General features: G+C 37.6%; 24 protein-coding genes. 2 read left to right on the top strand and 22 right to left on the bottom strand.

The features are described 5' to 3' along the window. Positions 1-388 precede the first annotated feature (388 nt). The 5 genes from RN80_RS05140 to RN80_RS05120 form a co-directional block, all read right to left on the bottom strand. Positions 389-688 carry a bacteriocin immunity family protein gene (locus RN80_RS05140; protein ID WP_045607191.1) on the bottom strand — a complete coding sequence of 100 codons (300 nt, stop codon included), beginning with the start codon at positions 686-688 and terminating at the stop codon, positions 389-391. A gap of 353 nt (positions 689-1,041) precedes the next feature. Then, complete coding sequence (locus RN80_RS09915) at positions 1,042-1,212, bottom strand: bacteriocin secretion protein (RefSeq protein ID WP_125393441.1); 171 nt, start codon at positions 1,210-1,212, stop codon at positions 1,042-1,044. A gap of 953 nt (positions 1,213-2,165) precedes the next feature. Next, a complete protein-coding gene (locus RN80_RS05130) occupies positions 2,166-3,491 on the bottom strand; it encodes a GHKL domain-containing protein (protein ID WP_060627929.1) in 1,326 nt (441 codons plus the stop codon). A gap of 10 nt (positions 3,492-3,501) precedes the next feature. Continuing rightward, entirely contained in the window at positions 3,502-4,242 is a 741-nt protein-coding gene (locus RN80_RS05125; protein ID WP_060627927.1) for a response regulator transcription factor, read from the bottom strand. A 10-nt stretch (positions 4,243-4,252) separates the two neighbouring features. Beyond that, positions 4,253-4,585 (bottom strand): LytTR family DNA-binding domain-containing protein, encoded by a 333-nt coding sequence (locus tag RN80_RS05120; protein ID WP_060627925.1) that lies wholly within the window; start codon positions 4,583-4,585, stop codon positions 4,253-4,255. Positions 4,586-4,785: 200 nt separating this feature from the next. On the opposite strand from RN80_RS05120, the gene RN80_RS05115 reads away from it, so the two are divergent. Continuing rightward, positions 4,786-5,184, top strand: a complete 399-nt coding sequence (locus tag RN80_RS05115) for a hypothetical protein (RefSeq protein ID WP_060627924.1) — start codon at positions 4,786-4,788, stop codon at positions 5,182-5,184. Between the two features lie 257 nt (positions 5,185-5,441). Here the strand turns inward: RN80_RS05115 and RN80_RS05110 are convergent, their stop codons facing one another. The 17 genes from RN80_RS05110 to RN80_RS05030 form a co-directional block, all read right to left on the bottom strand. Next, a complete protein-coding gene (locus RN80_RS05110; protein ID WP_060627923.1) occupies positions 5,442-6,785 on the bottom strand; it encodes a DEAD/DEAH box helicase in 1,344 nt (447 codons plus the stop codon). A gap of 246 nt (positions 6,786-7,031) precedes the next feature. After that, a complete protein-coding gene (locus RN80_RS05105) occupies positions 7,032-7,847 on the bottom strand; it encodes an endonuclease/exonuclease/phosphatase family protein (protein WP_060627920.1) in 816 nt (271 codons plus the stop codon). Between the two features lie 51 nt (positions 7,848-7,898). Continuing rightward, positions 7,899-10,079: a PTS transporter subunit IIBC gene (locus tag RN80_RS05100; protein ID WP_080998508.1), complete on the bottom strand. Its 2,181-nt coding sequence runs from the start codon at positions 10,077-10,079 to the stop codon at positions 7,899-7,901. Between the two features lie 184 nt (positions 10,080-10,263). Continuing rightward, positions 10,264-11,190, bottom strand: a complete 927-nt coding sequence (gene ftsX / locus RN80_RS05095; RefSeq protein WP_060627916.1) for a permease-like cell division protein FtsX — start codon at positions 11,188-11,190, stop codon at positions 10,264-10,266. Then, positions 11,183-11,875, bottom strand: a complete 693-nt coding sequence (gene ftsE / locus RN80_RS05090; RefSeq protein ID WP_000022260.1) for a cell division ATP-binding protein FtsE — start codon at positions 11,873-11,875, stop codon at positions 11,183-11,185. The genes ftsX and ftsE overlap by 8 nt, the downstream gene beginning before the upstream one ends. A 17-nt stretch (positions 11,876-11,892) precedes the next feature. Continuing rightward, positions 11,893-12,988, bottom strand: a protein-coding gene (prfB, locus tag RN80_RS05085) for a peptide chain release factor 2 (protein ID WP_101784613.1) whose coding sequence is annotated in 2 segments (ribosomal slippage) — positions 11,893-12,915 and positions 12,917-12,988 — 1,095 coding nt in all. Because the reading frame shifts where the segments join, the coding sequence is not laid out codon by codon here. 107 nt (positions 12,989-13,095) lie between these two features. After that, complete coding sequence (locus tag RN80_RS05080; protein ID WP_004256822.1) at positions 13,096-13,752, bottom strand: CBS domain-containing protein; 657 nt, start codon at positions 13,750-13,752, stop codon at positions 13,096-13,098. Positions 13,753-14,110: 358 nt separating this feature from the next. After that, on the bottom strand, positions 14,111-14,821 hold the full coding sequence (locus RN80_RS05075; protein ID WP_000062200.1) for an ABC transporter ATP-binding protein: 711 nt from the start codon (positions 14,819-14,821) through the stop codon (positions 14,111-14,113). Continuing rightward, positions 14,821-15,585, bottom strand: coding sequence for an ABC transporter ATP-binding protein (locus RN80_RS05070; protein ID WP_001185995.1), 765 nt, complete (start codon positions 15,583-15,585; stop codon positions 14,821-14,823). The genes RN80_RS05075 and RN80_RS05070 overlap by 1 nt, the downstream gene beginning before the upstream one ends. Then, a complete protein-coding gene (locus RN80_RS05065; protein WP_000662286.1) occupies positions 15,585-16,541 on the bottom strand; it encodes a branched-chain amino acid ABC transporter permease in 957 nt (318 codons plus the stop codon). Before RN80_RS05065 ends, RN80_RS05070 begins: the two co-directional genes overlap by 1 nt. A gap of 3 nt (positions 16,542-16,544) precedes the next feature. Then, on the bottom strand, positions 16,545-17,414 hold the full coding sequence (locus RN80_RS05060; protein ID WP_060627914.1) for a branched-chain amino acid ABC transporter permease: 870 nt from the start codon (positions 17,412-17,414) through the stop codon (positions 16,545-16,547). 114 nt (positions 17,415-17,528) lie between these two features. Further along, a complete protein-coding gene (locus RN80_RS05055) occupies positions 17,529-18,689 on the bottom strand; it encodes an ABC transporter substrate-binding protein (protein ID WP_045611943.1) in 1,161 nt (386 codons plus the stop codon). Between the two features lie 66 nt (positions 18,690-18,755). Then, positions 18,756-19,043, bottom strand: coding sequence for a YlbG family protein (locus RN80_RS05050; RefSeq protein WP_000462127.1), 288 nt, complete (start codon positions 19,041-19,043; stop codon positions 18,756-18,758). 78 nt (positions 19,044-19,121) lie between these two features. Beyond that, complete coding sequence (clpP, locus tag RN80_RS05045) at positions 19,122-19,712, bottom strand: ATP-dependent Clp protease proteolytic subunit ClpP (protein ID WP_000613471.1); 591 nt, start codon at positions 19,710-19,712, stop codon at positions 19,122-19,124. A gap of 173 nt (positions 19,713-19,885) precedes the next feature. After that, positions 19,886-20,515, bottom strand: coding sequence for a uracil phosphoribosyltransferase (upp, locus tag RN80_RS05040; RefSeq protein ID WP_000515974.1), 630 nt, complete (start codon positions 20,513-20,515; stop codon positions 19,886-19,888). An 88-nt stretch (positions 20,516-20,603) separates the two neighbouring features. Beyond that, positions 20,604-21,071, bottom strand: a complete 468-nt coding sequence (locus RN80_RS05035) for a deoxycytidylate deaminase (RefSeq protein ID WP_000136976.1) — start codon at positions 21,069-21,071, stop codon at positions 20,604-20,606. Positions 21,072-21,089: 18 nt separating this feature from the next. Beyond that, positions 21,090-21,647, bottom strand: coding sequence for a TetR/AcrR family transcriptional regulator (locus tag RN80_RS05030; protein WP_000004136.1), 558 nt, complete (start codon positions 21,645-21,647; stop codon positions 21,090-21,092). A gap of 124 nt (positions 21,648-21,771) precedes the next feature. On the opposite strand from RN80_RS05030, the gene RN80_RS05025 reads away from it, so the two are divergent. Beyond that, positions 21,772-22,617 (top strand): DegV family protein, encoded by an 846-nt coding sequence (locus tag RN80_RS05025; RefSeq protein ID WP_004256807.1) that lies wholly within the window; start codon positions 21,772-21,774, stop codon positions 22,615-22,617. The last annotated feature ends 48 nt before the right edge of the window (positions 22,618-22,665 follow it).

Here is a 22,665-nt window from a genome sequence, read left to right as displayed (position 1 = left end):
AAAAACACCTCTATAATACATACTCAGACCTAATATAGCAATAAATTTATGAATAATAGTATTTGATTCGAATAAAATGTTAATGACTATCCCAGTCATTATAAAACTAATTGCAATTATTAAACGCTGCTTCATTTGTACCTCAACTTTCTATTTCGTAGAAAAAAAATTCAGTTCCTATCCAAAAGCCTATAATAGCTCCACCATATCCTCTTAAAGAAACAATACCTTCTCAAAGCATGAGAGTTCACCTTCAATTCTTGATAGCATTGCTTCATGCATTACATCATATCGTTTCACCATTGTATGCATCACGAATACTTCCTTACATTTATATTATTTTTTTATCTTGTTACAAACTCGGTAAGTTTTTTCTGCTCATTTTTCATTATCTCGTTATACCAAAAGAAATTAATCCTTGAGCTATATTTTTACTCAATTCTCCATATGTGGCAATTTCTTTATAAAATGTCGCAACCTTTGGGCTCAATGATTTCTGACTATGAATCCCACTAACAGCCTGCTGACGAAGAGCTTCTGCCAACTCCATGACAACTCTCTGTTCATTTTTTGTATTCTCTAATAGAGTTTTATAACGTAATAAAATATCTCGTTCATTTTTATGAATCTCTGTATCTAAAATCAAATTGTAAACCTTATTGAGAATTTCTTCTGTTCTCTTATCCATAAATTATCCTCTATAACCTGAAAGACAATAGCTCCTACCCAATGAAGATATCCAACCATTAACCATGACATCTTTAGTTGACTCAAAATCACACTTAGTTACAATATCTCCATTCTCAATTTGGAAATTAACAGATGAAACATTGTCCAAACATGTAATGACGCGAAAAAGTATCGTCAACAAAACCTTATAAAGTTCCCTTTTGGTTCATTCCCTTTAAACCTATACAAATCAATAGTAGAGTGGCTATGATATCAACAATATCTTGTGACTTTAGTAAAGACAAGACTCCTAGAGAAATAATGTAAAATATACTAATTACTTTTCTCATTATCTACAAAAACTATCTGCCGCTAGCCCACCTGTTGAAATCGCAATGCAACACCAACAGGACCAGTAAATGCAGTTAGACCTATATAAATTGACATACCAACTAATACTCCACAAGTAGGATTTAATCCACCAGAGTACTCTTGTAAATCACTGTTTTTTAGAATTGAAAACTGATTCATTGAACTATTCATTGTACATCCTCTCTCTTTTTAGCAAATTCGCATAGCTGAAGCACCACATATAATCGCAGCTCCAGCGTAGAAAAAGTCTATTTCAGTCATCCCTGCCATACCTGAAATACAACCCAAATCATTTTTACCTCCTTCAACACAATAATAGAAAGAGCATCAACTTTGAGCACATTAACTTGTTCTATTGTTTTTGTATCCATGATGAATATCTCGTATATAATAGAAATCTTTTGTCAGATTATAACCTTGACAAGTTCAGTATAGCAAAACAAAATCGATTTTTATCACAAAGTATTTACATGTTGCTAACTCCACTTATCTTCAAATTTAAATAGACACATTATCGGAGTTATCAATAAGAAAAAATCTAACCAATTTAGATAGTTCATAATATAGGATATAATACCAGCCATAACGAAAAGGTACAAAGCTGTACGATATCCTCTCTTTGGGTTTTTATCAGCCTTAGTGTTAAAAATAATGTACACACAACAAATTGCAATGAGTATAAGCTGAATCATAGTTTCATTTAACATATTAGCACCTCTTCTTTTTTTAAAACTATTTTAAATAAGTTGTTGTTTTTGATTCCACGATGATTACATCCTGTATAATAGATGTTTTTTATGAGATTATAATCTTGACAAGTTCAGTATAGCAGGAAAGAAGAAATTTTTACCTCAAAGTCTTTAAATGTACTTTTTTCATCACGAAACGTATTTTTTCATGATTTGTAACCTTTCGAGATTAAAAATAAACCATTTTAAAATTTATTCCACAAATCGCTGCTAGATATTGTAAAGTCGTCACTCTAGCTTTTTTGCCCAGTTTTATTGTTATGACTATTTCCTAGCTCATTTGTAGGAACTAGCTAAAAAATAATGTATATAAAGTCATAACAAAAGAGTCCCCCTTAAAATATTCTATAGAATATCCTAAGAATGGCGACTCTTTTAAAGTTCTATTTCCAAGATCTGTGTAAAGACATAATTTTTACTTGTGGTTTTCAAACATACATTTGGATAAGATTTTAAAATTCTCCGAACATTGGCCAAGCCTATACCCCGACCTACTCCTTTTGAAGAATTGTCACGCTTGAATATATCTCTCAATTCTATCTCTCTTTCTAAAGTAGAATTTTTTACAATCATGACTAATTTATTCCATTCTGTATCCTCAAGAAAACAAACTGCTATTCCTCCTTCTGCTGCGGACTCTATAGCATTATCTAACAAGATAGAAGTAATTGTTAAGAAGTCAATTTGTTCCATATTTTTTATAGAGAACTGTTCACTAATCTCCAGGGAGACTGGAACAGATAAGTTTTGGGCCTCCGATAACTTAGATAATAGTAAACTCTTTAGCGCCAAATCATTGATATTTCTTAGATGTGCTACATCAAAACGCTTGCCTTTTAATTTTTCACCAGAATTTTTCAAAACGCTATCATAGACTTGAGAAACCAAATTAATATCTTTTTGATCGATACCTATTTTTAAGCTCGATAAAATATTAGCATAATCATGTCTAAAGCTTCTAATTTCTTGATACAGCCCCTCAACTTGTTGACTATAATTACTAAGATTTTGCAATTGAATTTCTTTTTGTAGAACGACTTTCTCCTGTAATTCTTGAAGTAACTTTCTATCCAATAGATTAACAAAACAAATAAACAATAAAAAGTAAACTGCTGTCAATAATTCTTTATAATCCAACATTCCATCCCAACTTACTTTATCAATGTAGTTTATATAAGGCGGTAAGATAAAATAAGCAATCATTAAAATATCCGCAGTAATTAAGATAAATTTTGTCTTTCTATCTAAGTTCTTTATTTTTAAATGACTAAAATTATATTGAAAGATACTAATAAGGAATAACACAATAATTTTAGCTAGTAAAGAGAAAATCATTATTCCTAGATTTGTTTCATATATAGTTTGCAATATGGGAATCTTATAAATTACAAAGTAACCTAAAAAGTTTTTGATGACATCCCAAAATCCAAGTGGAAATAGTGAGTAAAAAAGTAGTAAAGAAACCTTACTTCTTAATTCACCAATGGACAAAGTATATAGTATAAAAAAAGTGGGATAACTCAATAATGACCCGTAAAAATAAAATTCTGTTGATCCAAATACAAAAACAAATAGTAATATTGAAAGATAGAACAGAATAATGGATATTCCGATTTTTTTCAGATTTAATCTCTCACCTAAAACTCTAGCATGGATACATAACATTAGAAAAGTACCTATAATATCTAGAAAAAATATCATCTAAATCTCCTTAGTCATGAAGTCTTTCGACAGCTTTCATGAGTGAACGTATCTTTAACCTAGAGACAATACAAGAGGACCCGTTTTGAAAATGAACTACCCGATTTTCTTTATCAATTGAAGAAATATTATAAGGATTTACGATAAACGATCTATGACATTGAAATAAGCGTGGTTCCTGTTCTATGATTTCGGATAATTGTCCATAAAATTCAACTATGTCTCGTTTTGAATAGAGTGTCAATTTATGGGCTATTGACGATGTCTCAATATACAATAAATCTTTAAAAGGGACTTGAATTTGAGCTTTAGATCCTGTAAATATAAAAGAGTCCTCAGATACTGTTATTCCTTGATTATCGCTAACACTTAAAATAACATTTTCAATTCGTTTGATAAATAATGGTTCAGGTAATTCTTTATCAATGAAATCAATAGCTGATACTAAATATTCAAAAGATACAGGCATAAACTCAGAATGTGATGTTACAAAAGCAATCACTGCTTGAGAATCAAGTTTTCTAATTTCTCTAGCAACGTCTAATCCTCTTTTGTCAGCATCTTTTATTTCAATATCAAGTAAAAATAATTGATGATTTCCTCTCTCTGAAATGTCCTCTAAAAGCTGTTGAGGTTTTCCATAAACCTCAAAATGCCTATACTCAATCTTATTATCCACCAAAATTTTTTTGACAACATTTTCAATTCTAGTCTGTTGTAAAAAATTATCTTCTAGTATAAAAATATTCACTACTTCACTCCTATATATTTTTCCACTGATTTTTTAATATTGTAAAGTGTCTTCTAGAACAAGCAATGTCTGATACTCTATCATCCAAAAACATAATCGTTCTTGTCTCATGATTAAATCCTGCTATTTTATCTTTATTCACAAGAAACTTTCTATGGCATCTAATAAGTTCTTCTGTACTTTCTGCTTCAATTTTAGATAGTGAGGTTGAAGCTTCAAAATTCCCTTCGGCTGTTACAAAAAGAACAGCATGAGCTTTTGTTGGGTGAGTTGTAACATAATAAATTTTAGAGAGTGGTACCTTTACGATAGCTCTATCTTGATATAAAATGTAGTCTGTCATATTTAGCCTCCTTCTATCAGTTTAATCTTATCAGAATGATGGAAATTAAATTATAAAAATCTCAAATGGTTTCTATACTGTCTCAAATGGTAAAAATTTTCTTAATTTAGACATTTCATGATAAAATAGATACTTTTTAGTATCTCAATAATATTAATCTTTCTTCATTTGATAAACTAATTTCTAATGAAAGGAAAGCTATGAAGGCAATTCAAATTTTACACTACTCTTTATTTGGCTATATTTTATCTCTGTATTTAAAATATTATTTCTTAAAGAAAACATTCAAAAATACAAAAATTTTACAAGGACATAAGATTAACTACAAATATAAATCTTCTACTTATTTTATCATAAAATCAGGGTCTCTAACATCTAAAAAAATGAAACTCTATTTAAAATCTATCCAATTTAGTTCAAAAAAATCAGAAGTTATCATCATAGGCAGTCAGATTGATTATGATGAGCTTTACCGAAACCACTATAGTGTGTTTGGTGTTATAGACATAACTAATAATAAATCATTAAAATATATTAAAGAAAAAATTCATTTTTACTTGGAAGAGATCTATGAATTTAAGAAGGATAGAAGTGATTAAGTCTCTGAAATAAGATTTCAGTCTTATAACTTTATATTCCATTACATCATAGAATTTTGATTTCTTACTCCATATACTCCAGTTTGATTGCAAATTTTAGTTTCATTTTAAAGTAATCATATTTTGTCAGTCTTCTTTTTTCTTAGTTATTGAGATTGATTTGAACCTCTACTAGCTCATTGATATGAGCTAGTTTATTATGTAACTTTCAGTCACATAATAAAAAAAGTTGGAGCTCAGTACTCCAACTTTTTCTATTAAAATGTTTGGCGTTTTGCTTTACGCTCTGCACGACCGCGAGCACGATTTTCAGCACGCTTGGTCTTGCGACGTTTTTCATCAACCGCCCATTTAATTTTTTTCTTATAACCTGGTTTGACTTTTTTCTTTTTCTTTTTAACCAAACCAATCATTTCGATATCAAGTTTATCTTGTTTTTTCTCACGGTTAGCACGACGATCACGGTCATAAGTATCTTGAAATTCCCCGTCTTTGACCATCTTAGGAGTAAACTTGATTCCCAATTTCTCCAACTCACGGATATCCGAGTCATCACTTGGCTGATAAAGGGTAATAGCTGTACCTGGTAGGCCATTACGCCCAGTACGACCAACACGGTGAACAAAGAAGGACAAATCTTGCGGAATGGCATCATTGATGACATGGCTGACACCTTCAATGTCAATTCCACGCGCTGCCAAGTCTGTTGCGACAATATACTCAAAATCCAGATTTTTAACCTGGTTCATGATACGTTTGCGCTCACGAGGGGCAATATCCCCATGGATTTTTGCAACCTTCAAGCCTTGAGCAGTCAGATATGAATGCAATTCATCAGCACGCGTTTTAGTGTTAACAAAAATCATTGCCAAATACGGTTGCATCAACTGAGTCAACTGGTAAATTTGAGCATTCTTATCTCGGCCCTTGGTCGAAATCAACCAATTATCAATGGTATCAGAAATGACCGTTTTGGTCTTGATTTTCTCCATAACAGGATTTGATAAGTATTTTTTCAAGAATGGTTGCAGTTTTTGTGGAATAGTCGCTGAGAAGACCATGAATTGCAGGTCTTTTGGAAGGCTTCCAGCAATCTTATCAACAGTTTCCAAGAATCCCATATCCAAGGTCATATCTGCCTCATCGACCACAAAGGTCTTAGCCTTGTGAATAGCTAGGTCACCAGACTTAACTAAGTCATAAATACGGCCAGGCGTTCCGATAACAATATGAGGCTGGTTACTTGCCAATTTGTCAATCTGGCGAGCCTTATCTGTACCACCCACATAATTAACCACACGAATTTCTACCTCTGAGTGGGCTGCAATCTGACGGGCTGCTTGGTAAATTTGAGTAGCTAATTCACGGCTCGGTGCAGTAATGACTGCTTGAACACTATCGCTGGCTTCATCTAATTGCTGGAAAATCGGCAATAGGAAAGTATGAGTCTTACCAGAACCTGTTTTTGATTCTCCAACCAAATCTCGGCCTGCCAAGACAATGGGAATCAACTTATCTTGTACCTCTGTTGGAGTTGTAAATTTCAACTCCTCCAAGGCTTCTCTAATATAGTTTTTAAATTGAAATTTCGTAAATGACATAATATCCTCGATTCTATCTATCTTACCAATTATACCATATTTTATTCCATTTCAGTAGCCTCACTTATTTATACTCAATGAAAATCAAAGAGCAAACTAGGAAGCTAGCCGCAGGCTGTACTTGAGTACGGCAAGGTGAAGCTGACACGGTTTGAATTTGATTTTCGAAGAGTATTAGGCTATTTCCAGTAGCTTCTCTAATAAGAAAAAGGCTGGAATGTTATAGTTCCAACCTCTTTTCAGTTATTATTTCCAGTTTAACATAGCATTCAAGCCATAGTGATCACTCACTTGTGGATTCTTATTACCATCAAATACGACATGTAAATTTTCCACCGCTAACTCTTTGGTAGTAAAGACATAATCGATTCGAAGGGGTTCAGTGTTCCCTTTCCAGCCATCAATTTCTGGTGGAACAGTATAGCTACCGCTTTTCTCTTGAGCAACTTCAAAAGCGTCTTGTAAACCTAATGGACTAGCTAAAATAGCTTGGTAGCCTTCCTGACCAGCTGGGTTGTTGAAATCTCCAGCTAGCAAAAGCGGCTTGTTCAATTCTTTCAAGACAGCCTCAAATCGCGCCCATTCTTCTTGGAAACCTTTATCCCACCAAGAAAGGTGGACACTGGCAACTGCAAGGTCCTTGTCATCGACTACAGTTTCAGCCAGGGCGACACGGCGAGTATGATAGTCTGTTGGATCATCCACATCTGAAACCAAAATTTCTCTTGCTTCAATAGGTGTTTTAGACAAGATAGCCACACCTTCATGGTAGCGGTCATAACCAATATGGTTATAGGCCCAAGTCCAGTAGTAATCTTTTCCTTGCTGTGACAACTTTTCAACCAAAAGTCTAACATAATGGTCTTGGTGAATAGGCTCAGCTGCTGGCAAAGCTTGATAAAGGTCATTAACCTCCACCTCTGGCGAAGTAATCTCCTGATTGATCTCTTGGAAACATATCAAATCATAGTCTTTATCAAGAATATCTTCAAGCAAGAACTGGAATTTTTCCTCAGCTTCTTTTTCCATCCAACTATGAGTATTGAGTGTTAAAAATTTCATTCTTTTCTCCCAAAATAAGAGGTTGGAATACAGCTTCCAACCTCAAGTATATTACAATTCTACTTTAGCAACTGCTGATTTAGCTGCAAGAGAACCTGTTTTTTCTAATTTAACTGATTTAATTGCATCACCATTTGTGAAGACAACTACTGTTGAAGTTTCACGACCTGCTGCACGGATAGCATCCAAATCAGCTGTGACAAGGAGATCTCCTGCTGCAACTTTTTGTCCTTCAGCAACATGAACTGTAAATGGTTTTCCTTCAAGACTTACTGTGTCCAAACCAATGTGAACCAATACTTCAAGACCTGCTTCAGTCACAAGACCAAGAGCATGTTTTGTAGGGAAGATGCTTGATACAGTACCTGAAACTGGAGATACAATGTTTCCATTTGCAGGTTCTACAGCAAATCCGTCGCCCATCATTTTTTGAGCAAATACTGGATCTTTAACTTGTTCCAAGGCAACAACTTGACCGTCTGCTACTGAGTAAACTTCCTCAGTAAGACCTTTGAAGTGAACAGTGTTTTGTTGCGCTTCTGTCATTTGACTTGGAAGAGTTTCAGGAATGATTTCACCTGAATCAAGGATATCTTGGATATCAGATTTCAATACGTCAGCTTTTGGACCGTAGATAGCTTGAACTCCTTGTCCTTTCATGACAAGACCCATAGCTCCTTCTGCTTTCCATTGTTCTGCATCACCGACTTTGTCAGCATCTTTTACAGTTACACGAAGACGAGTCATACATGCATCCACATCAACGATGTTTGCACGTCCACCAAGAAGGTTGATAATGTTTACAGCTTGAGAACCTGCTGCAACTTTCACTTCGCTGCTAGATTCTTCTGAACCTTCAGCAGTTTCGTAGTTTCCGTTACGCCCTGGAGTTGCGTAGTTGAATTTTTGAATCATGAAGTTTGCGATAAAGTACATGATTACGGCAAAGAGAACAGTTACCCAGATAAAGTTAACAATATCCATACCGATACCAGCGCTAATTGCAATAGGTGTACGAGTCAAGAACTCGATTGAACCGAATGAGTGCATACGTAGGTTTACGACGTCAGCCATAGCGAAGGCCGCACCTTGAACAAGTGAGTAAACAAGGTACATAGGTGTTGCTACAAACATGAACATGTATTCGATTGGTTCAGTAACCCCTGTCAAGAATGTAGCAAGAGCTGTTGCAATCATCATACCTTTGTATTTGTGTTTCTTGTCAGCATCAACATTACGGTAGATAGCCACAATCATACCCATCAAGATACCGAATGAACCGATCATTTGTCCAACTTTGAAACGAGCTGGGTGAACAGTATCTAACAATTGTTGGTAGTGACTTGCATCTGTACCTTTAAGGTTAACAAGGTCTGTTACCCATGCAAGCCAAAGTGGGTCTTGACCAAATACTTGGCTACCTTTTGCTGCACCAGTTAAGACTTCATAAGTTCCACCAAGAGCTGTGTAGTTCATTGGGATAGTCAACATGTGGTGAAGACCAAATGGCAAGAGCAAGCGTTCCAATGTACCATACAAGAATGGTGCAAGGATTGGAGCAGTTTCTTGTGAGTTAGCAATCCAGATACCAAAGCTATTGATACCAGTTTGCACAAGTGGCCAGAAAGCTGAAAGTACGATTGCAGCAATTACTGAACGAAGAATAACTACAAACGGTACAAAACGTTTTCCGTTAAAGAATGAAAGTGCATCAGGAAGCTTACGGAAGTTGTAGTATTTATTGTAAGCAGTTGCTCCAATAAAACCAGAAATAATCCCTACGAAGACACCCATGTTAAGTGCTGGGGCTTCCATAACACTAATGAAGTAATCAGCAACCTTGATTGATCCACCAAAGAGTGTTGTTACAATAGCTTCTGGATTTTTCAACATATCTCCTGATACACCAAAGATTGTACCAGTGATACGATTGATTAGGATAAAGGCAAGACCTGCCGCAAACGCACCACCAGCACGTTCCTTAGCCCAGCTTCCTCCAATAGCGAGGGCAAACAAGATATGAAGGTTAACGATGACTCCCCAACCGATTTGCTCTAGTACACCACCAGTAATAACGAGTGGAGCAAAGTTAGGGTTGATCATCACAAGCGACTTACCGATTGAAATCATCAAACCAGCAGCCGGCATAACGGCGATAACCACCATCAAAGCCTTACCGAATTTTTGCCAAAACTCGAAAGACAAGACATTTTTGAATGTATCTTTCATCATTCAAATCTCCTTTATTTTTATTTAGGCAAACGTTTTACGAAAACGTTTGCACTTTCTACAATTCAATTATACCACTTTTTTTTTTTTTGTAAAGGCTTTTATTAAAAAAAGTAGACTTTTTTCTAAAATTTTTGTAGTAAAAAAGGAGATAGTAAAATCTCCTCAAATATACATCTATTAAAATTTAGACTTTTAAGAATCGGCGCATAGAAATTCCTGATCCGATTGAACCTATAAAAATTCCAATCACAAATAATAGGGCAATCATCAGAGGAGTAAATACCTCTGGCGCAATCATAGAAAGATTTTGACCTACCAATGACTTATTAACCGATTGGTAAACCATTTTATAAACAACAAATACCAAAACTGATGGAAGGGTTGCTCCAAGCAAACCAATGAAGGCACCTTCAAGCAAGAAAGGTCCGCGGATATAGCCATTCTTAGCACCTACTAAACGCATGATTTGAATTTCACGGCTTCGTGAAATGATGGTGATACGTATAGTATTAGAAATCAAGAACACCGCAATGAAAATCAATAATCCCGCGATAACTAGTCCCCAGACACGAATAAATGAGGCTAACTTAAACAAGCGTTCTGTATTGGCACCACCATCTTGAACTTCTGATACACCTTCAATTTTCTTAGCTTCTTCTGCTACTGTCTTTACATCACTGGGTGTATTGGTATCTACTATATAGGCATCATAGAGAGGGTTTGCATCACCTTCAAAGATTTTCCAGTTGTCCCCCATTGTTTCTGTCAACTTTTCATATTGTTCTTCTTTACTTGAAAACGTAACACTTTTAACGGTTGACATACCTTTCAAAGCATCATATACCTTATGGTAGTCGTTATTTGTAACAGTTTGACCTTCTTTTTCAATGGTCTCACTATTATCAGCTACGTCCTTACGAATGTATACCATTACTCGGACATTATTTTCGATATCTGTAGCTAGTTTAGCCGTATTAAAGATAACAGATGCAAATATTGCAACCAAGGTCAAAGTAATCATAACTGAACTGACAGCAGCTACTGTCATCCAGCCATTTCGTTTCAAACTTTTTAATGATTCAAATAAATGGCGAAAAAATCTACTAATCATCGTATCCATATTCTCCTTTAGCTTCGTCACGAACGACACGGCCATTTTCAATGGCAATGACACGGTGGCGCAAGGTATTTACAATCTGACTGTTGTGGGTAGCCATCAAGACAGTTGTACCTTGGAGATTGATGCGTTCCAACAAATTCATGATTTCCCATGAATTATCTGGGTCCAAGTTTCCTGTTGGTTCGTCCGCAATCAATACTTTTGGATTGTTTACAATGGCACGTGCAATTGCAATCCGTTGCTGTTCTCCCCCTGAAAGTTCATTTGGGAAAGAACGAACCTTATGCTTTAATCCAACCAAGTCTAAAACTTCCATAACACGTTTTTTGATATTACGGCGGCTCTCACCAATAACTTCCATTGCATAAGCAATATTTTCATAAACGGTTTTCTTTGGTAAGAGCTTATAATCTTGGAAGACAACCCCAACACTACGACGTAGGAGAGGGACATCTTTCTTTTTAATTTTAACCAGATTAAAACCAGCAACAGATAAGCTTCCTTTTTCGATTTTTACTTCGCGGTACAAAGAACGAATAAAGGTTGATTTTCCAGCTCCTGACGGACCTACGATATAGGCAAATTCTCCTGGTTGAATGCTGACCGAAACACCACGTAGGGCAGTCGTTCCGTTGTCGTATTTTTTGACGACATCTCTCATTTCAATGATTGACATGTGAGTTCCTTTCTATCTTAGCTGATTCGCCACTTGAGGTAGGCATCGATAAAACCATCTAGGTCCCCATCCATAACCTTATCTACTTGTGCAACTTCAAAGCTAGTTCGATGATCTTTTACCATAGTATAAGGCGTGAAAACATATGAACGGATTTGGCTTCCCCATGTGATTTCCTTTTTCTCACCCTTGAGGGAATCAACTTCCGCAGCTTTCTTTTCTTGCTCCATTTGATAGAGCTTAGCCTGCAACATCTTCATGGCACGATCTCTATTTCCATACTGGGTACGATCTACCGTTGATTGGACGACAGTTCCCGTAGGAATGTGTGTCAAACGCACTCCAGTTGAAACCTTATTGACGTTTTGTCCACCAGCACCACCTGAACGGAAGGTGTCCATCTTGATATCATCTTCACGGATTTCCACTTCAATGGTATCATCCAATTCTGGCATTACTTCCACCGATGTGAAAGAGGTATGGCGACGTTTAGCAGAGTCAAATGGTGAAATTCGCACCAAACGGTGTACCCCCATTTCTGACTTGAGAAGGCCATAGGCATTAGGTCCTTCAAATGATAAGGTTACTGACTTGATACCAGCTTCATCTCCTGCTTGGTAATCCAATACTTCCACTTTAAAGCCCTTAGCATTTCCATAGCGAGTGTACATACGAAGCAACATATCACCCCAGTCCTGAGCCTCAGTACCACCGGATCCTGGATGGATTTCCAAGATGGCATTGTTGTGGTCATAAGGTTCTGACAAGAGTAGAGTCATCTCGTAGCTGGTCATCATCTTATCAAGTTCTGATAACTGTTCAACCAATTCTTCATGCACCGACTCATCTTCAGCTAAAAAGTCTAATAAAATTTCAACTTCATCCTGCAACTCTTCCATTTTGTGGAAGGTGTTGTAAGTGTTTTTTAATTCATTTAATTCTTGCGACGTTTTTTGGGCCGCAATATTATCGTTCCAAAAATCAGGTTCTGTCATCTTGTTTTCCAAGATGGCAATCTCTTCCTCTAGACCCTCGAGGTCAAAGAGACCCCCTGAAAGAAGCTAATTTTTCACGATTTGCGTCAATTTTCTGACGAATTACTGAAATGTCCATAAATACTCCTTTTTTACATCATTTCATTATAGCATATTTTATCATTTCTTTCCATCTTTTGCTCTAATCCCCTTTTCATGAAAAAAGAAGCCTTTCGGCTTCCCTTCTTACAAGACTTTTGCTGAGGTACGAGTAATCTCTTCTACTTGAATATTCTCTGATTCAAATTTTTCTTTCAAGGCTGGTAAATCAATTGATCCATCGATTTGAACTTCGATAATCACCTTACCATCCTTACGCGGAATATTGACTGTATGCGAGATATTCAAATTTTCTTCTACAATCAAAGAAACAATCTTTCCGAGTACACCAACTTCATTTTCCGTAACAAAGCGTACACGAATCCCTTCTTCGCCATAACCTGCGATTTCAAGAAAGGCTTGGAAAACGTCACGGTCCGTAATAACCCCATAGACTTGATGGTTATCTACGACAGGAAGAATACCAATCTTGTTTTTCAACATCAGATAAGTTGCATCCTCTAGACTCGCATAGCCTGAAACAGTGACAACATCACGAATCATCACATCTTTTACTTTTGTCTTATTTAGAAGATAGTTCATCTCATAGATAGAAAGACTTGTTGCCTTGGATGGACTAGCTTGGGCAATGGTGCCCTCAGTCACCAAACCAACCAATTGATCATTTTCGATAACAGGCAAGCGGTGTAATCCTTGCTCTCTCATTAAATCTGCTGCATGAGATACTGTTGTATCTGGACTAATATAAACTACCTTGCGGGTCATAAAATCTTTAACTGCCATGAGACTTCTCCTTTTCTATTCTTATCCCTATTATACAATCTTTTTGTAAATCTATCAAACGCTTACATTTCTTTTTCAAAATTCAGAAAAGTATGAATAAGCTAGCAAAAAGAGCTCTAAAATCGAGCTCCGTGAATGAAGGATAGACAGCTTCATTCTGTTTTGTTTCAATGATTAGAAGCTAACCTTCCAGTGCAGATGAGAATTGCTTCGCAATCTCTATCTGCCGACTAAAAAGGTCCCCCGGACTATGCGATGATTGCTCTGCAATCTCTATCTGCCGACTAAAACAATCCACTGGATTTGATAATTGCTTCGCAATCTTCATCCGCCGACTAAAAAGGTCCCCCGGACCTTTTTAGCCACCTAGATATGCTTTTCTGACTTCTTCTGATGAAGCGAGTTCTTTTCCTGTTCCTGATAGAACGATTTTTCCTGTTTCCAGTACATATCCTCGGTCAGAGATTGCGAGTGCCTTATTGGCATTTTGTTCAATCAAAAGGACGGTTGTTCCTTGTTTCTGGATATCTTGAATGATATCAAAAATCTCTTGGATAAAGATTGGGGCAAGTCCCATTGATGGTTCATCTAAAAGTAGAAGTTTCGGTGTCGACATAAGAGCTCGTCCCATGGCAAGCATTTGTTGTTCCCCTCCTGAAAGAGTGGCTGCATCTTGGTTCTTGCGTTCTTCAAGACGTGGGAAACGTGAGAAAACTTTCTTTAAGTTAGCTTGATTTTCTTCACGATTTTTCTTTAAGAAAGCACCCATTTCTAGATTTTCCATAACAGTCAAGCCAGGGAATACGTGGCGTCCTTCTGGTACTTGTGAAAGACCACCTGCCACGATTTTTTGAGCTGGCATTTTTTGGATTTCTTGACCTAAAAATTCAATCTTTCCTGAACTCGGTCTAACCAAACCAGACAAGGTACGGAGAATGGTTGTCTTACCTGCACCATTGGCACCGATAAGGGAAACAACCTCTCCTTCATTTACTTCAAAGCTTACATCACGGACTGCTTGGATCATACCGTAATGCACAGAAAGATTATCAACTTTTAACATAGACATTAGGCTTCACCTCCTAGATAAGCTTCGATAACGCGTTTATTGGTCTTAATTTCGTCTGGAGTTCCCTGAGCAATCAAACGACCATATTCAAGTACGTAGATACGTTCTGTCACTTCCATGACCAGATTCATATCGTGTTCAATCAGCATGATCGTAATCTTAAATTCATCTTTGATACGACGAATTAACTCAGTCAATTCTGCTGTTTCCTGAGGATTCATACCTGCAGCTGGTTCATCTAAAAAGAGAATTTTAGGTTCCGTAGCGAGGGCACGAACAATTTCCAAACGACGTTGTTGTCCGTAGGCAAGATTTTTAGCAAGCGTTTCTGCATCACCATCTAAATCAAAGATTTTCAACAATTCCAAGGCTTTAGCCTTTAATTCTTTTTCACTCTTGTAAAAAGCTGGTAAGCGCAAAAAACTAGCAAAAACATGTTGTTTGTGATGGTTGCCAAAAGCAATCAAAACATTGTCCAAAACTGTTAAATCTTTAAAGAGTCGAATATTTTGGAAAGTACGTCCAAGTCCCAAAGAGGCAATCTTATAAGGTGCCTTTCCATTCAAAAGGTGACCATCAAGGGTTACTGTTCCCTCGCTTGGTTCATAAACACCCGTCAAGAGGTTGAAAAGGGTGGTTTTCCCAGCTCCATTTGGACCGATTAATCCAACCAGTTCCCCTTCGTTCAATTCAAGAGTCACATCTCCAACAGCTGTTAGACCGCCAAAATGTTTGGTTAACTGTTTTACTTCAAGTAATGCCATTAGTTTTGTTCCTCCTTCTTAGATTTTTTAAAGAAACGTGATAGGCTCAATTCCCATGTTCCAAGGAGTCCACCTGGTCTGAAAATCATTACCAATACCAAGGCCAAAGCGTAGATAATCATACGCACGCTAGCAACATCTTGGAGAAGCATATTCAAAATTCCAAGGACAATAGCTGAAACAATCGCACCTGTAATGGAACCAAGTCCACCAAATACAACAATAATCAATACGTTGATTGAGTTAATGAATGTGTAATCTTTCGGTACAACAGACCCGATAAATCCTGCCTGAAGTGACCCTGCAATACTTGCAGTAATGGCACCAAAGACAAAAGCGATGATTTTAATTTTAGTTGTATTAACACCGACTGACTCTGCAGCGATTTCATCTTCACGAACGGAGAGGGTTGAACGACCAATTGGACTACGCAAGAAGTTCAAGGTTGCAATGGTTGTAATCACGACAAAGAAGTATACCATTTGCCAAGTTGTAAAGTTAGGAATTCCCAAGATACCTGCCGCACCATTTGTAAGGCTTCCACCATTGATGATAAAGATACGGATAATTTCAGAAACACCTAGAGTCGCCACCGCAAGGTAATCCCCCTTCAAGCGCAAGGTTGGAATTCCGACAAGCAAGGCAACTGCTCCTGAAAGCAAAGCCCCTATCAGCATAGCTCCAAAGAAGGCACCGTAGGTTGGTGATTTAGATCCAATAATAGCAGCGGCATAGGCACCAATCGCCATGAAACCAGCATGCCCAAGTGAAAATTGTCCTGAAAAACCAACGATTAAGTTGAGACCAACAGCCAAAATAATATTAATTCCAATTTGTTGTAAAATCTGTACATAGAATAGGTTGAGTACTCCGACTGAAACCAGTACACTAATCAAGCCATAGCCAGCTAATAAAAGGAGTAACCATAGAATATTAACTTTTAAATTTTCCTTCATCGTTTACACCTTCTCTTTCACATTTTTACCAAGAATACCTGCTGGGCGGACAATCAAGATCAACAACAGGATTCCATAAACAATGGCATCACGGAAGTCTGACATTCCAAAGGCTGTCGCAAAAGTTTCCAATAAACCAATCACAAAACCACCAAGAGCCGCACCAGGAATAATCCCGATACCACCAAGTACTGCGGCAACGAAAGACTTAAGACCTGGAGTAACCCCCATCAAAGGATCAAGAGAGTTATAATAGAGGGCAATCAGAACACCAGCTGCACCAGCAAGAGCTGAACCCAAAGCAAAGGTAAAGCTGATAGTACGGTTTACATTGATCCCCATCAATTGTGCCGCATCGCTATCTACAGATACAGCACGCATGGCTTTCCCCATCTTTGTTTTTTGGACAATGACTTGTAACAAAATCATCAAAATCAAGGAAATGGCCAAGATCATTAACTGCACATTTGTTAAGCTGATTGGTCCCAAATCATAGCGAACTGTTTGAATCGCTTGAGGGAAGGCACGGGTATTGGCACCAACCAGATAGACCATCCCATACTCCAATAGGAAAGAAACCCCAATAGCTGTAATCAAAACAGCAATACGCGTAGAGTGACGCAAAGGTCGGTAAGCAAGGAACTCAATCACGACACCAAGAATGGCTGTCGCTAACATCGCTACAATAAGCGCTACAAAGAAATTCATTTGGAAAGAATTAATCAAGAAATAACCGATAAAGGCTCCCATCATATAAATATCACCGTGGGCGAAGTTGATGAGCTTGATAATTCCGTAAACCATGGTATACCCTAGGGCTAACAGTGCATATACACTACCTAGAATCAAACCATTTACAAGTTGTTGGAGCATAAGATTCACTCTTTCTATATAATTTCGAGGGTTTTCCCTCACTTTTTGATAGGTTCTTAAACATCGAAACAGGGAGTGAGTCCGAGTCTCATTCCCTATTTCAACATTTTTCTATTATGGTTTTACAACTTCTGCTGCTTCAACCTTACCATTGTTCATGGTCATCATGTAAGCAGTTTTAACTGTATTGTGGTCTGCATCGAAGCTTGTTTGACCAGTTACACCTTCAAAGTCTTTTGTTTTAGCAAGATTATCCTTAATCTCACCTGAATTTTTAGCACCTTTTGCTGCGTTTGCTACAAGGTGAACTGAATCATAAGCCAAGGCTGCAAATGTTGAAGGCTCTTCGTTGTACTTAGCACGGTATGCATCAAGGAAAGCTTTTGCTTTAGCTGAAACTTCTACAGTAGTTGAGAAGCCTGAGATAAAGTAAATGTTTGATGCTTTTTCAGCAGTTGCTTGTTGTACAAACTCTTCACCGTTGAATCCATCACCACCAACGATTGGTTTGTCAATTCCCATACCACGCGCTTGGTTTACAATTTTACCAGCTTCAGTGTAGTAACCAGGAACGATGATAGCATCAAAGTCTTTCCCTTTCATTTTTGTAAGGGCTGCTTGGAAGTCTGTGTCACCTGCTACGAAAGTTTCATCTGCAACGATTTCACCTTTGTAAGCTTCACGGAAGGCTTTGGCAATACCTTTAGCATAGTCGCTGGCATTGTCAGTGTAAAGAACAACTTTCTTAGCTTGCAATTTATCAGAAACATAGTTTGAGATAATTTTTCCTTGGAAGCTATCTTGGAAAGTTCCGATAAAGAGGTAATCTTGACCTTTAGTCAATCCATCTTGAGTCGCACTTGGTGAGATCAATGGAACACCAGCTTTTGTAGCGTTCGCTACCGCAGCTGCAGTTGCACCAGATGTCGCAGGTCCTACGATTGCTGATACTTTAGATTGGGTTACAAGGTTAGTTGTTACTGAAGCCGCCTCAGCTGTTTCAGACTTATTATCTTTATCGACTACTTCGATTTGTTTTCCATCGATACCACCTGCTGCATTGATTTCATCAACGGCAAGTTGGGCACCTTTTTGTTCAGATGTTCCGTAGGCTGCTACGGCACCAGTTTCTTCGAAGTTAAATCCGATTTTGATTGTCTTTTCATCTACTGAGTTACCAGCAGCGTTTGACGCTCCAGACTTCACTTCTCCACAGGCTGCAAGAAGTGCTACACTTGCAAGCGCCACAAACGATAGGGCAAATTTTTTCTTCATCTTTTTTGTCTCCTTATTTCTTAAATAAATAGCATGTTAAGAATATACCGAATTATCAGAAAATTGTCAACACTTTTCTTGAACTTTTTCAATGATAACGTTTTCCTCTCGATAAAGATTGCCCACAAAGGGTGTTTCAAGCTCTTGGATATGACAAACTCTGACTTTTTTTATAAATTTTTCCTTGCTCAAACGCCCGACCAATTGCTCCACTTCTTGAGTTGGAACATAAAGCTGTAAGTATCGATGTTTCTTGGAATGATAGGTAATATCTCCATAATCCTGCAGTTTTTTTGCATCACGATTATAGTAAAGATAGATAATCAAGCCAGATCGATTGACTTTTTCAAACATGATAAATCCTCTTTCTAAGAAATCTCCCCCTATTATACCAAAAAAAGCAAACTCAGTCGAGTTTGCCTTCTTTAATCATTAGTTCAATGAATTGTTGGCCATGATTTCATCAATAAAGCCATATTCAAGTGTTTCTTGGGCGCTCATCCAATTATCGCGTTCTGCATCTGCATGGACTTTTTCGATTGACTGACCTGAATTTTCAGCCAAGATTTTTTCCAAGATGTTACGAGTTTTGAGCAAGTGTTCTGCAGCAATCGCCATATCGGTTTGTTGAGTACCACCACCTGTACCACCCATTGGTTGGTGGATCATATACTCTGCATTTGGAAGCATGAAACGTTTGCCTTTTGCTCCACTTGACGCGATGACAGTCCCCATAGATGCAGCCATCCCCATAACGATAGTTTGGACATCTGCCTTGATAAAGTTCATGGTATCAACGATTGCCAAACCAGCTGAAACTGAACCACCAGGTGTATTGACATAAAGGTAAATATCTTTTGTACTGTCTTGGGCATCCAAGAAAAGCAATTGGGCAATAACAGAGTTAGCCATATTGTCTTCAACTGGACCTGTCAGCATGATGATGCGGTCTTTGAGAAGACGTGAGTAAATATCGTAGGAACGTTCTCCACGACTTGTTTGTTCAATAACTACAGGAATCATTCATTTCTCCTTTTGAGTTTTAATTTTGTTGGTCAAATGACTGAAGATAAGACTATTATAATATCTTGGTCAAAAAAGGTCAAATTTTTGCTCTGTTTTCATCAGACAGAAACAAAAATTCAACCTCCTTTCACGACTGGAAATTCTTTTCCAATTCATTCTTCTTTTCGATTTTATTTCGTACCGAACAAGCGGTCCCCAGCATCCCCAAGACCTGGAACGATATAACCGTGTTCGTTCAAGCGTTCATCCAAGGCTGCTGTAAAGATTTCTACATCTGGATGAGCTTCTTGAAGGGCTTTTACACCTTCTGGAGCAGATACAAGGCAGACAAATTTGATATTTGATGCGCCACGTTTTTTAAGAGAATCAACAGCCAAGATTGCTGAGCCACCTGTTGCCAACATTGGGTCTACGACAAAAATTTGACGTTGGTCAATATCTTCAGGCAATTTCACCAAGTACTCAACTGGTTGAAGCGTTTCTTCATCACGGTACATACCGATGTGACCAACCTTAGCAGCTGGAACCAAGCTCAAGAGTCCATCAACCATTCCGATACCTGCACGCAAGATTGGAACGATGGCCAATTTCTTACCTGCCAATTGTTTTTGAACTGTTTTTGTGATTGGTGTTTCGATTTCCACATCTTCTAGTGGAAGATCACGAAGTACTTCATACCCCATCAACATTGCAATCTCATCTACTAGCTCACGAAAAGCTTTTGTAGAAGTATCTGTACGACGCAAGATTGACAATTTGTGTTGAATTAATGGATGATTAATAACTTCAATTTTTCCCATTTTTGGAATTCCTTCTTTCAATTTATTCTTCTTATTATACCAAAAAACGGTTTAAAAATCTTTCTAAACCATTTATTTTTGATATTTTTTACATTAGATCAGCCTCTTTAAGAGCTGTCTGTACTGTCTCAAGTGGTAAATGAGTCAATTCTGTCCCTTTTTCTTGATAAAGGTATTGGGCGTAGTCGTCCATTCTGTACTGGTTGATATATACCACGCGCTTGCAGCCGACCTGCAATAATTGTTTGGTACAATTCAGACAAGGAAAATGGGTTACATAGGCTGTAAAACCTTTAGGAACACCACGTTCTGCACCTTGAAGGATAGCATTGACCTCAGCGTGAAGGGTGCGAACACAGTGGCCTTCAATGACTAGACATTCGTGGTCAATACAATGCTCGGTTCCTGATACTGAACCATTGTAACCAGTGGAAATTACCTTATTATCTTTTACCAAAATCGCGCCCACTTTGGCACGTTTACAAGTGGAACGATTGGCAATTAGTAAGGCTTGGGCTGCAAAATACTCATCCCAGGCCAGTCTTTTTTCAGTCATCTCTTTTCTCCTTTTTCTCTATTTTTTAAAAAATGGTAACCGTAAATCCGCTATCTTTTCAGCAGGTACCTTCATGCCATCCTTGATCCATTTTAGAAGGACAGAGACGATGGCCGAGCTCCAGAAGGAATGAAGATAAGAGCTGACACCTTTTGATTTTCCATGATACTTTTCTAGAAATTCCTGCATGGCTTGGACAAAGATTTTTTCCAGATGGTAATCTAAGGCCAATTGAATCACTCTGGCTTCCTTTCTTGCTTCTCGGAAAAGGTGAACCCAGACCAGATAAAGGTCTGTCTTTAAATCATAATGATGCAACTGTTCCATAATATTGTGGACAGTTCGTTTAAAGACGCTTTCTAAAATCTCCTCTTTGGAATCATAATTACGGTAAAAGGCTGCACGAGAAACGCCTGCACGTTTGACCAATTCAGAAATACTAATCTTGGTCAAGTCCTTTTTTTCCAAGAGTTGCAAGAGGGCTGTTTCGATGGCTTCTCTAGTTAATAAATTGGATTCTTGGTTTGATTTTCTGAGATTTTCAAGAGATTTTTCAGAGATTCTACGTTCAGACATAACATTTTCTTTCTACTTGTCACAACAGACGGATGAGGCTTTTGTTTCAAGGGCTTTCATGATATAATTGTAAAAAAAGACAGAACCTTTGTCAATGTATAACTGACAAAGATGGAGAATTTCTATGACTTGGAAGATTATTGCTGACTCTGGTTGTGATTATCGTCAGCTGGCAACACCAGCTATTGACACGACCTTTGTAAGTGTCCCCTTAACCATTCAAGTAGCTGATCAGGTCTTTGTTGATGATGCCAATCTTGACATTGACCAAATGATGGAAACCATGTATGCAACTGCAGAAGCTTCAAAATCAGCTTGTCCAAGCCCAGATGATTATTTGCGAGCATTTGAAGGAGCCAAAAACATTTTCCTAGTAACCATCACTGGTACTCTTTCTGGCAGCCACAATAGTGCTCAACTAGCAAAAAATATTTATCTGGAAGAACATCCTGACACTAAGATTCATGTGATTGATAGTTTGTCTGCTGGTGGGGAAGTTGACTTGCTCGTAGAAAAATTGAATGACTTGATCGACCAGGGCTTATCTTTTGAAGAAGTGGTTGAAGCTATCACTGCCTATCAAGAAAAAACCAAGTTACTTTTTGTCCTAGCCAAAGTCGATAACTTGGTGAAGAACGGCCGTTTGAGCAAGCTTATCGGTACGGTCGTTGGCCTTCTAAATATCCGTATGGTCGGAGAAGCTAGTGAAACTGGAACTCTCGAATTGCTACAAAAAGCACGAGGACCAAAGAAATCAGTTCAAGCTGCCTATGAAGAATTAGTCAAGGCTGGATATGCTGGTGGCCGTATTGTCATGGCTCAACGCAATAACGAGAAATGTTGCCAACAGCTTTCAGAGCGAATCCATGAAACCTTCCCACAGGCGGATATTAAAATTCTCCCAACATCTGGTCTCTGCAGTTTTTATGCGGAAGATGGCGGTTTGCTGATGGGATATGAAATTGATTAATTGCATTCTTGACAAGAGGTGACCATCATCTCTTGTTTTTTGTGGTAC

It is taken from the genome of Streptococcus mitis, from assembly GCF_001281025.1.
In the GTDB taxonomy this organism is placed as follows: domain Bacteria; phylum Bacillota; class Bacilli; order Lactobacillales; family Streptococcaceae; genus Streptococcus; species Streptococcus mitis_AK.
Note: the sequence above shows the minus strand (reverse complement) of the source record. Positions and strands in the feature narration are given on the sequence as shown.

Coding starts and splice junctions, on each gene's coding strand:
- RN80_RS09915 (WP_125393441.1), bottom strand. CDS start 1,212: ATGAATAGTTCAATGAATCAGTTTTCAATTCTAAAAAACAGTGATTTA.
- RN80_RS05065 (WP_000662286.1), bottom strand. CDS start 16,541: ATGAAGGAAAATTTAAAAGTTAATATTCTATGGTTACTCCTTTTATTA.
- RN80_RS05035 (WP_000136976.1), bottom strand. CDS start 21,071: ATGACTGAAAAAAGACTGGCCTGGGATGAGTATTTTGCAGCCCAAGCC.
- RN80_RS05075 (WP_000062200.1), bottom strand. CDS start 14,821: ATGTCTATGTTAAAAGTTGATAATCTTTCTGTGCATTACGGTATGATC.
- RN80_RS05060 (WP_060627914.1), bottom strand. CDS start 17,414: ATGCTCCAACAACTTGTAAATGGTTTGATTCTAGGTAGTGTATATGCA.
- RN80_RS05070 (WP_001185995.1), bottom strand. CDS start 15,585: ATGGCATTACTTGAAGTAAAACAGTTAACCAAACATTTTGGCGGTCTA.
- RN80_RS05110 (WP_060627923.1), bottom strand. CDS start 6,785: ATGTCATTTACGAAATTTCAATTTAAAAACTATATTAGAGAAGCCTTG.
- clpP (WP_000613471.1), bottom strand. CDS start 19,712: ATGATTCCTGTAGTTATTGAACAAACAAGTCGTGGAGAACGTTCCTAC.
- RN80_RS05050 (WP_000462127.1), bottom strand. CDS start 19,043: ATGTTTGAAAAAGTCAATCGATCTGGCTTGATTATCTATCTTTACTAT.
- RN80_RS05030 (WP_000004136.1), bottom strand. CDS start 21,647: ATGTCTGAACGTAGAATCTCTGAAAAATCTCTTGAAAATCTCAGAAAA.
- RN80_RS05080 (WP_004256822.1), bottom strand. CDS start 13,752: ATGGCAGTTAAAGATTTTATGACCCGCAAGGTAGTTTATATTAGTCCA.
- RN80_RS05115 (WP_060627924.1), top strand. CDS start 4,786: ATGAAGGCAATTCAAATTTTACACTACTCTTTATTTGGCTATATTTTA.
- RN80_RS05120 (WP_060627925.1), bottom strand. CDS start 4,585: ATGACAGACTACATTTTATATCAAGATAGAGCTATCGTAAAGGTACCA.
- RN80_RS05055 (WP_045611943.1), bottom strand. CDS start 18,689: ATGAAGAAAAAATTTGCCCTATCGTTTGTGGCGCTTGCAAGTGTAGCA.
- RN80_RS05100 (WP_080998508.1), bottom strand. CDS start 10,079: ATGATGAAAGATACATTCAAAAATGTCTTGTCTTTCGAGTTTTGGCAA.
- RN80_RS05025 (WP_004256807.1), top strand. CDS start 21,772: ATGACTTGGAAGATTATTGCTGACTCTGGTTGTGATTATCGTCAGCTG.
- RN80_RS05105 (WP_060627920.1), bottom strand. CDS start 7,847: ATGAAATTTTTAACACTCAATACTCATAGTTGGATGGAAAAAGAAGCT.
- upp (WP_000515974.1), bottom strand. CDS start 20,515: ATGGGAAAAATTGAAGTTATTAATCATCCATTAATTCAACACAAATTG.
- RN80_RS05140 (WP_045607191.1), bottom strand. CDS start 688: ATGGATAAGAGAACAGAAGAAATTCTCAATAAGGTTTACAATTTGATT.
- ftsX (WP_060627916.1), bottom strand. CDS start 11,190: ATGATTAGTAGATTTTTTCGCCATTTATTTGAATCATTAAAAAGTTTG.
- RN80_RS05130 (WP_060627929.1), bottom strand. CDS start 3,491: ATGATATTTTTTCTAGATATTATAGGTACTTTTCTAATGTTATGTATC.
- ftsE (WP_000022260.1), bottom strand. CDS start 11,875: ATGTCAATCATTGAAATGAGAGATGTCGTCAAAAAATACGACAACGGA.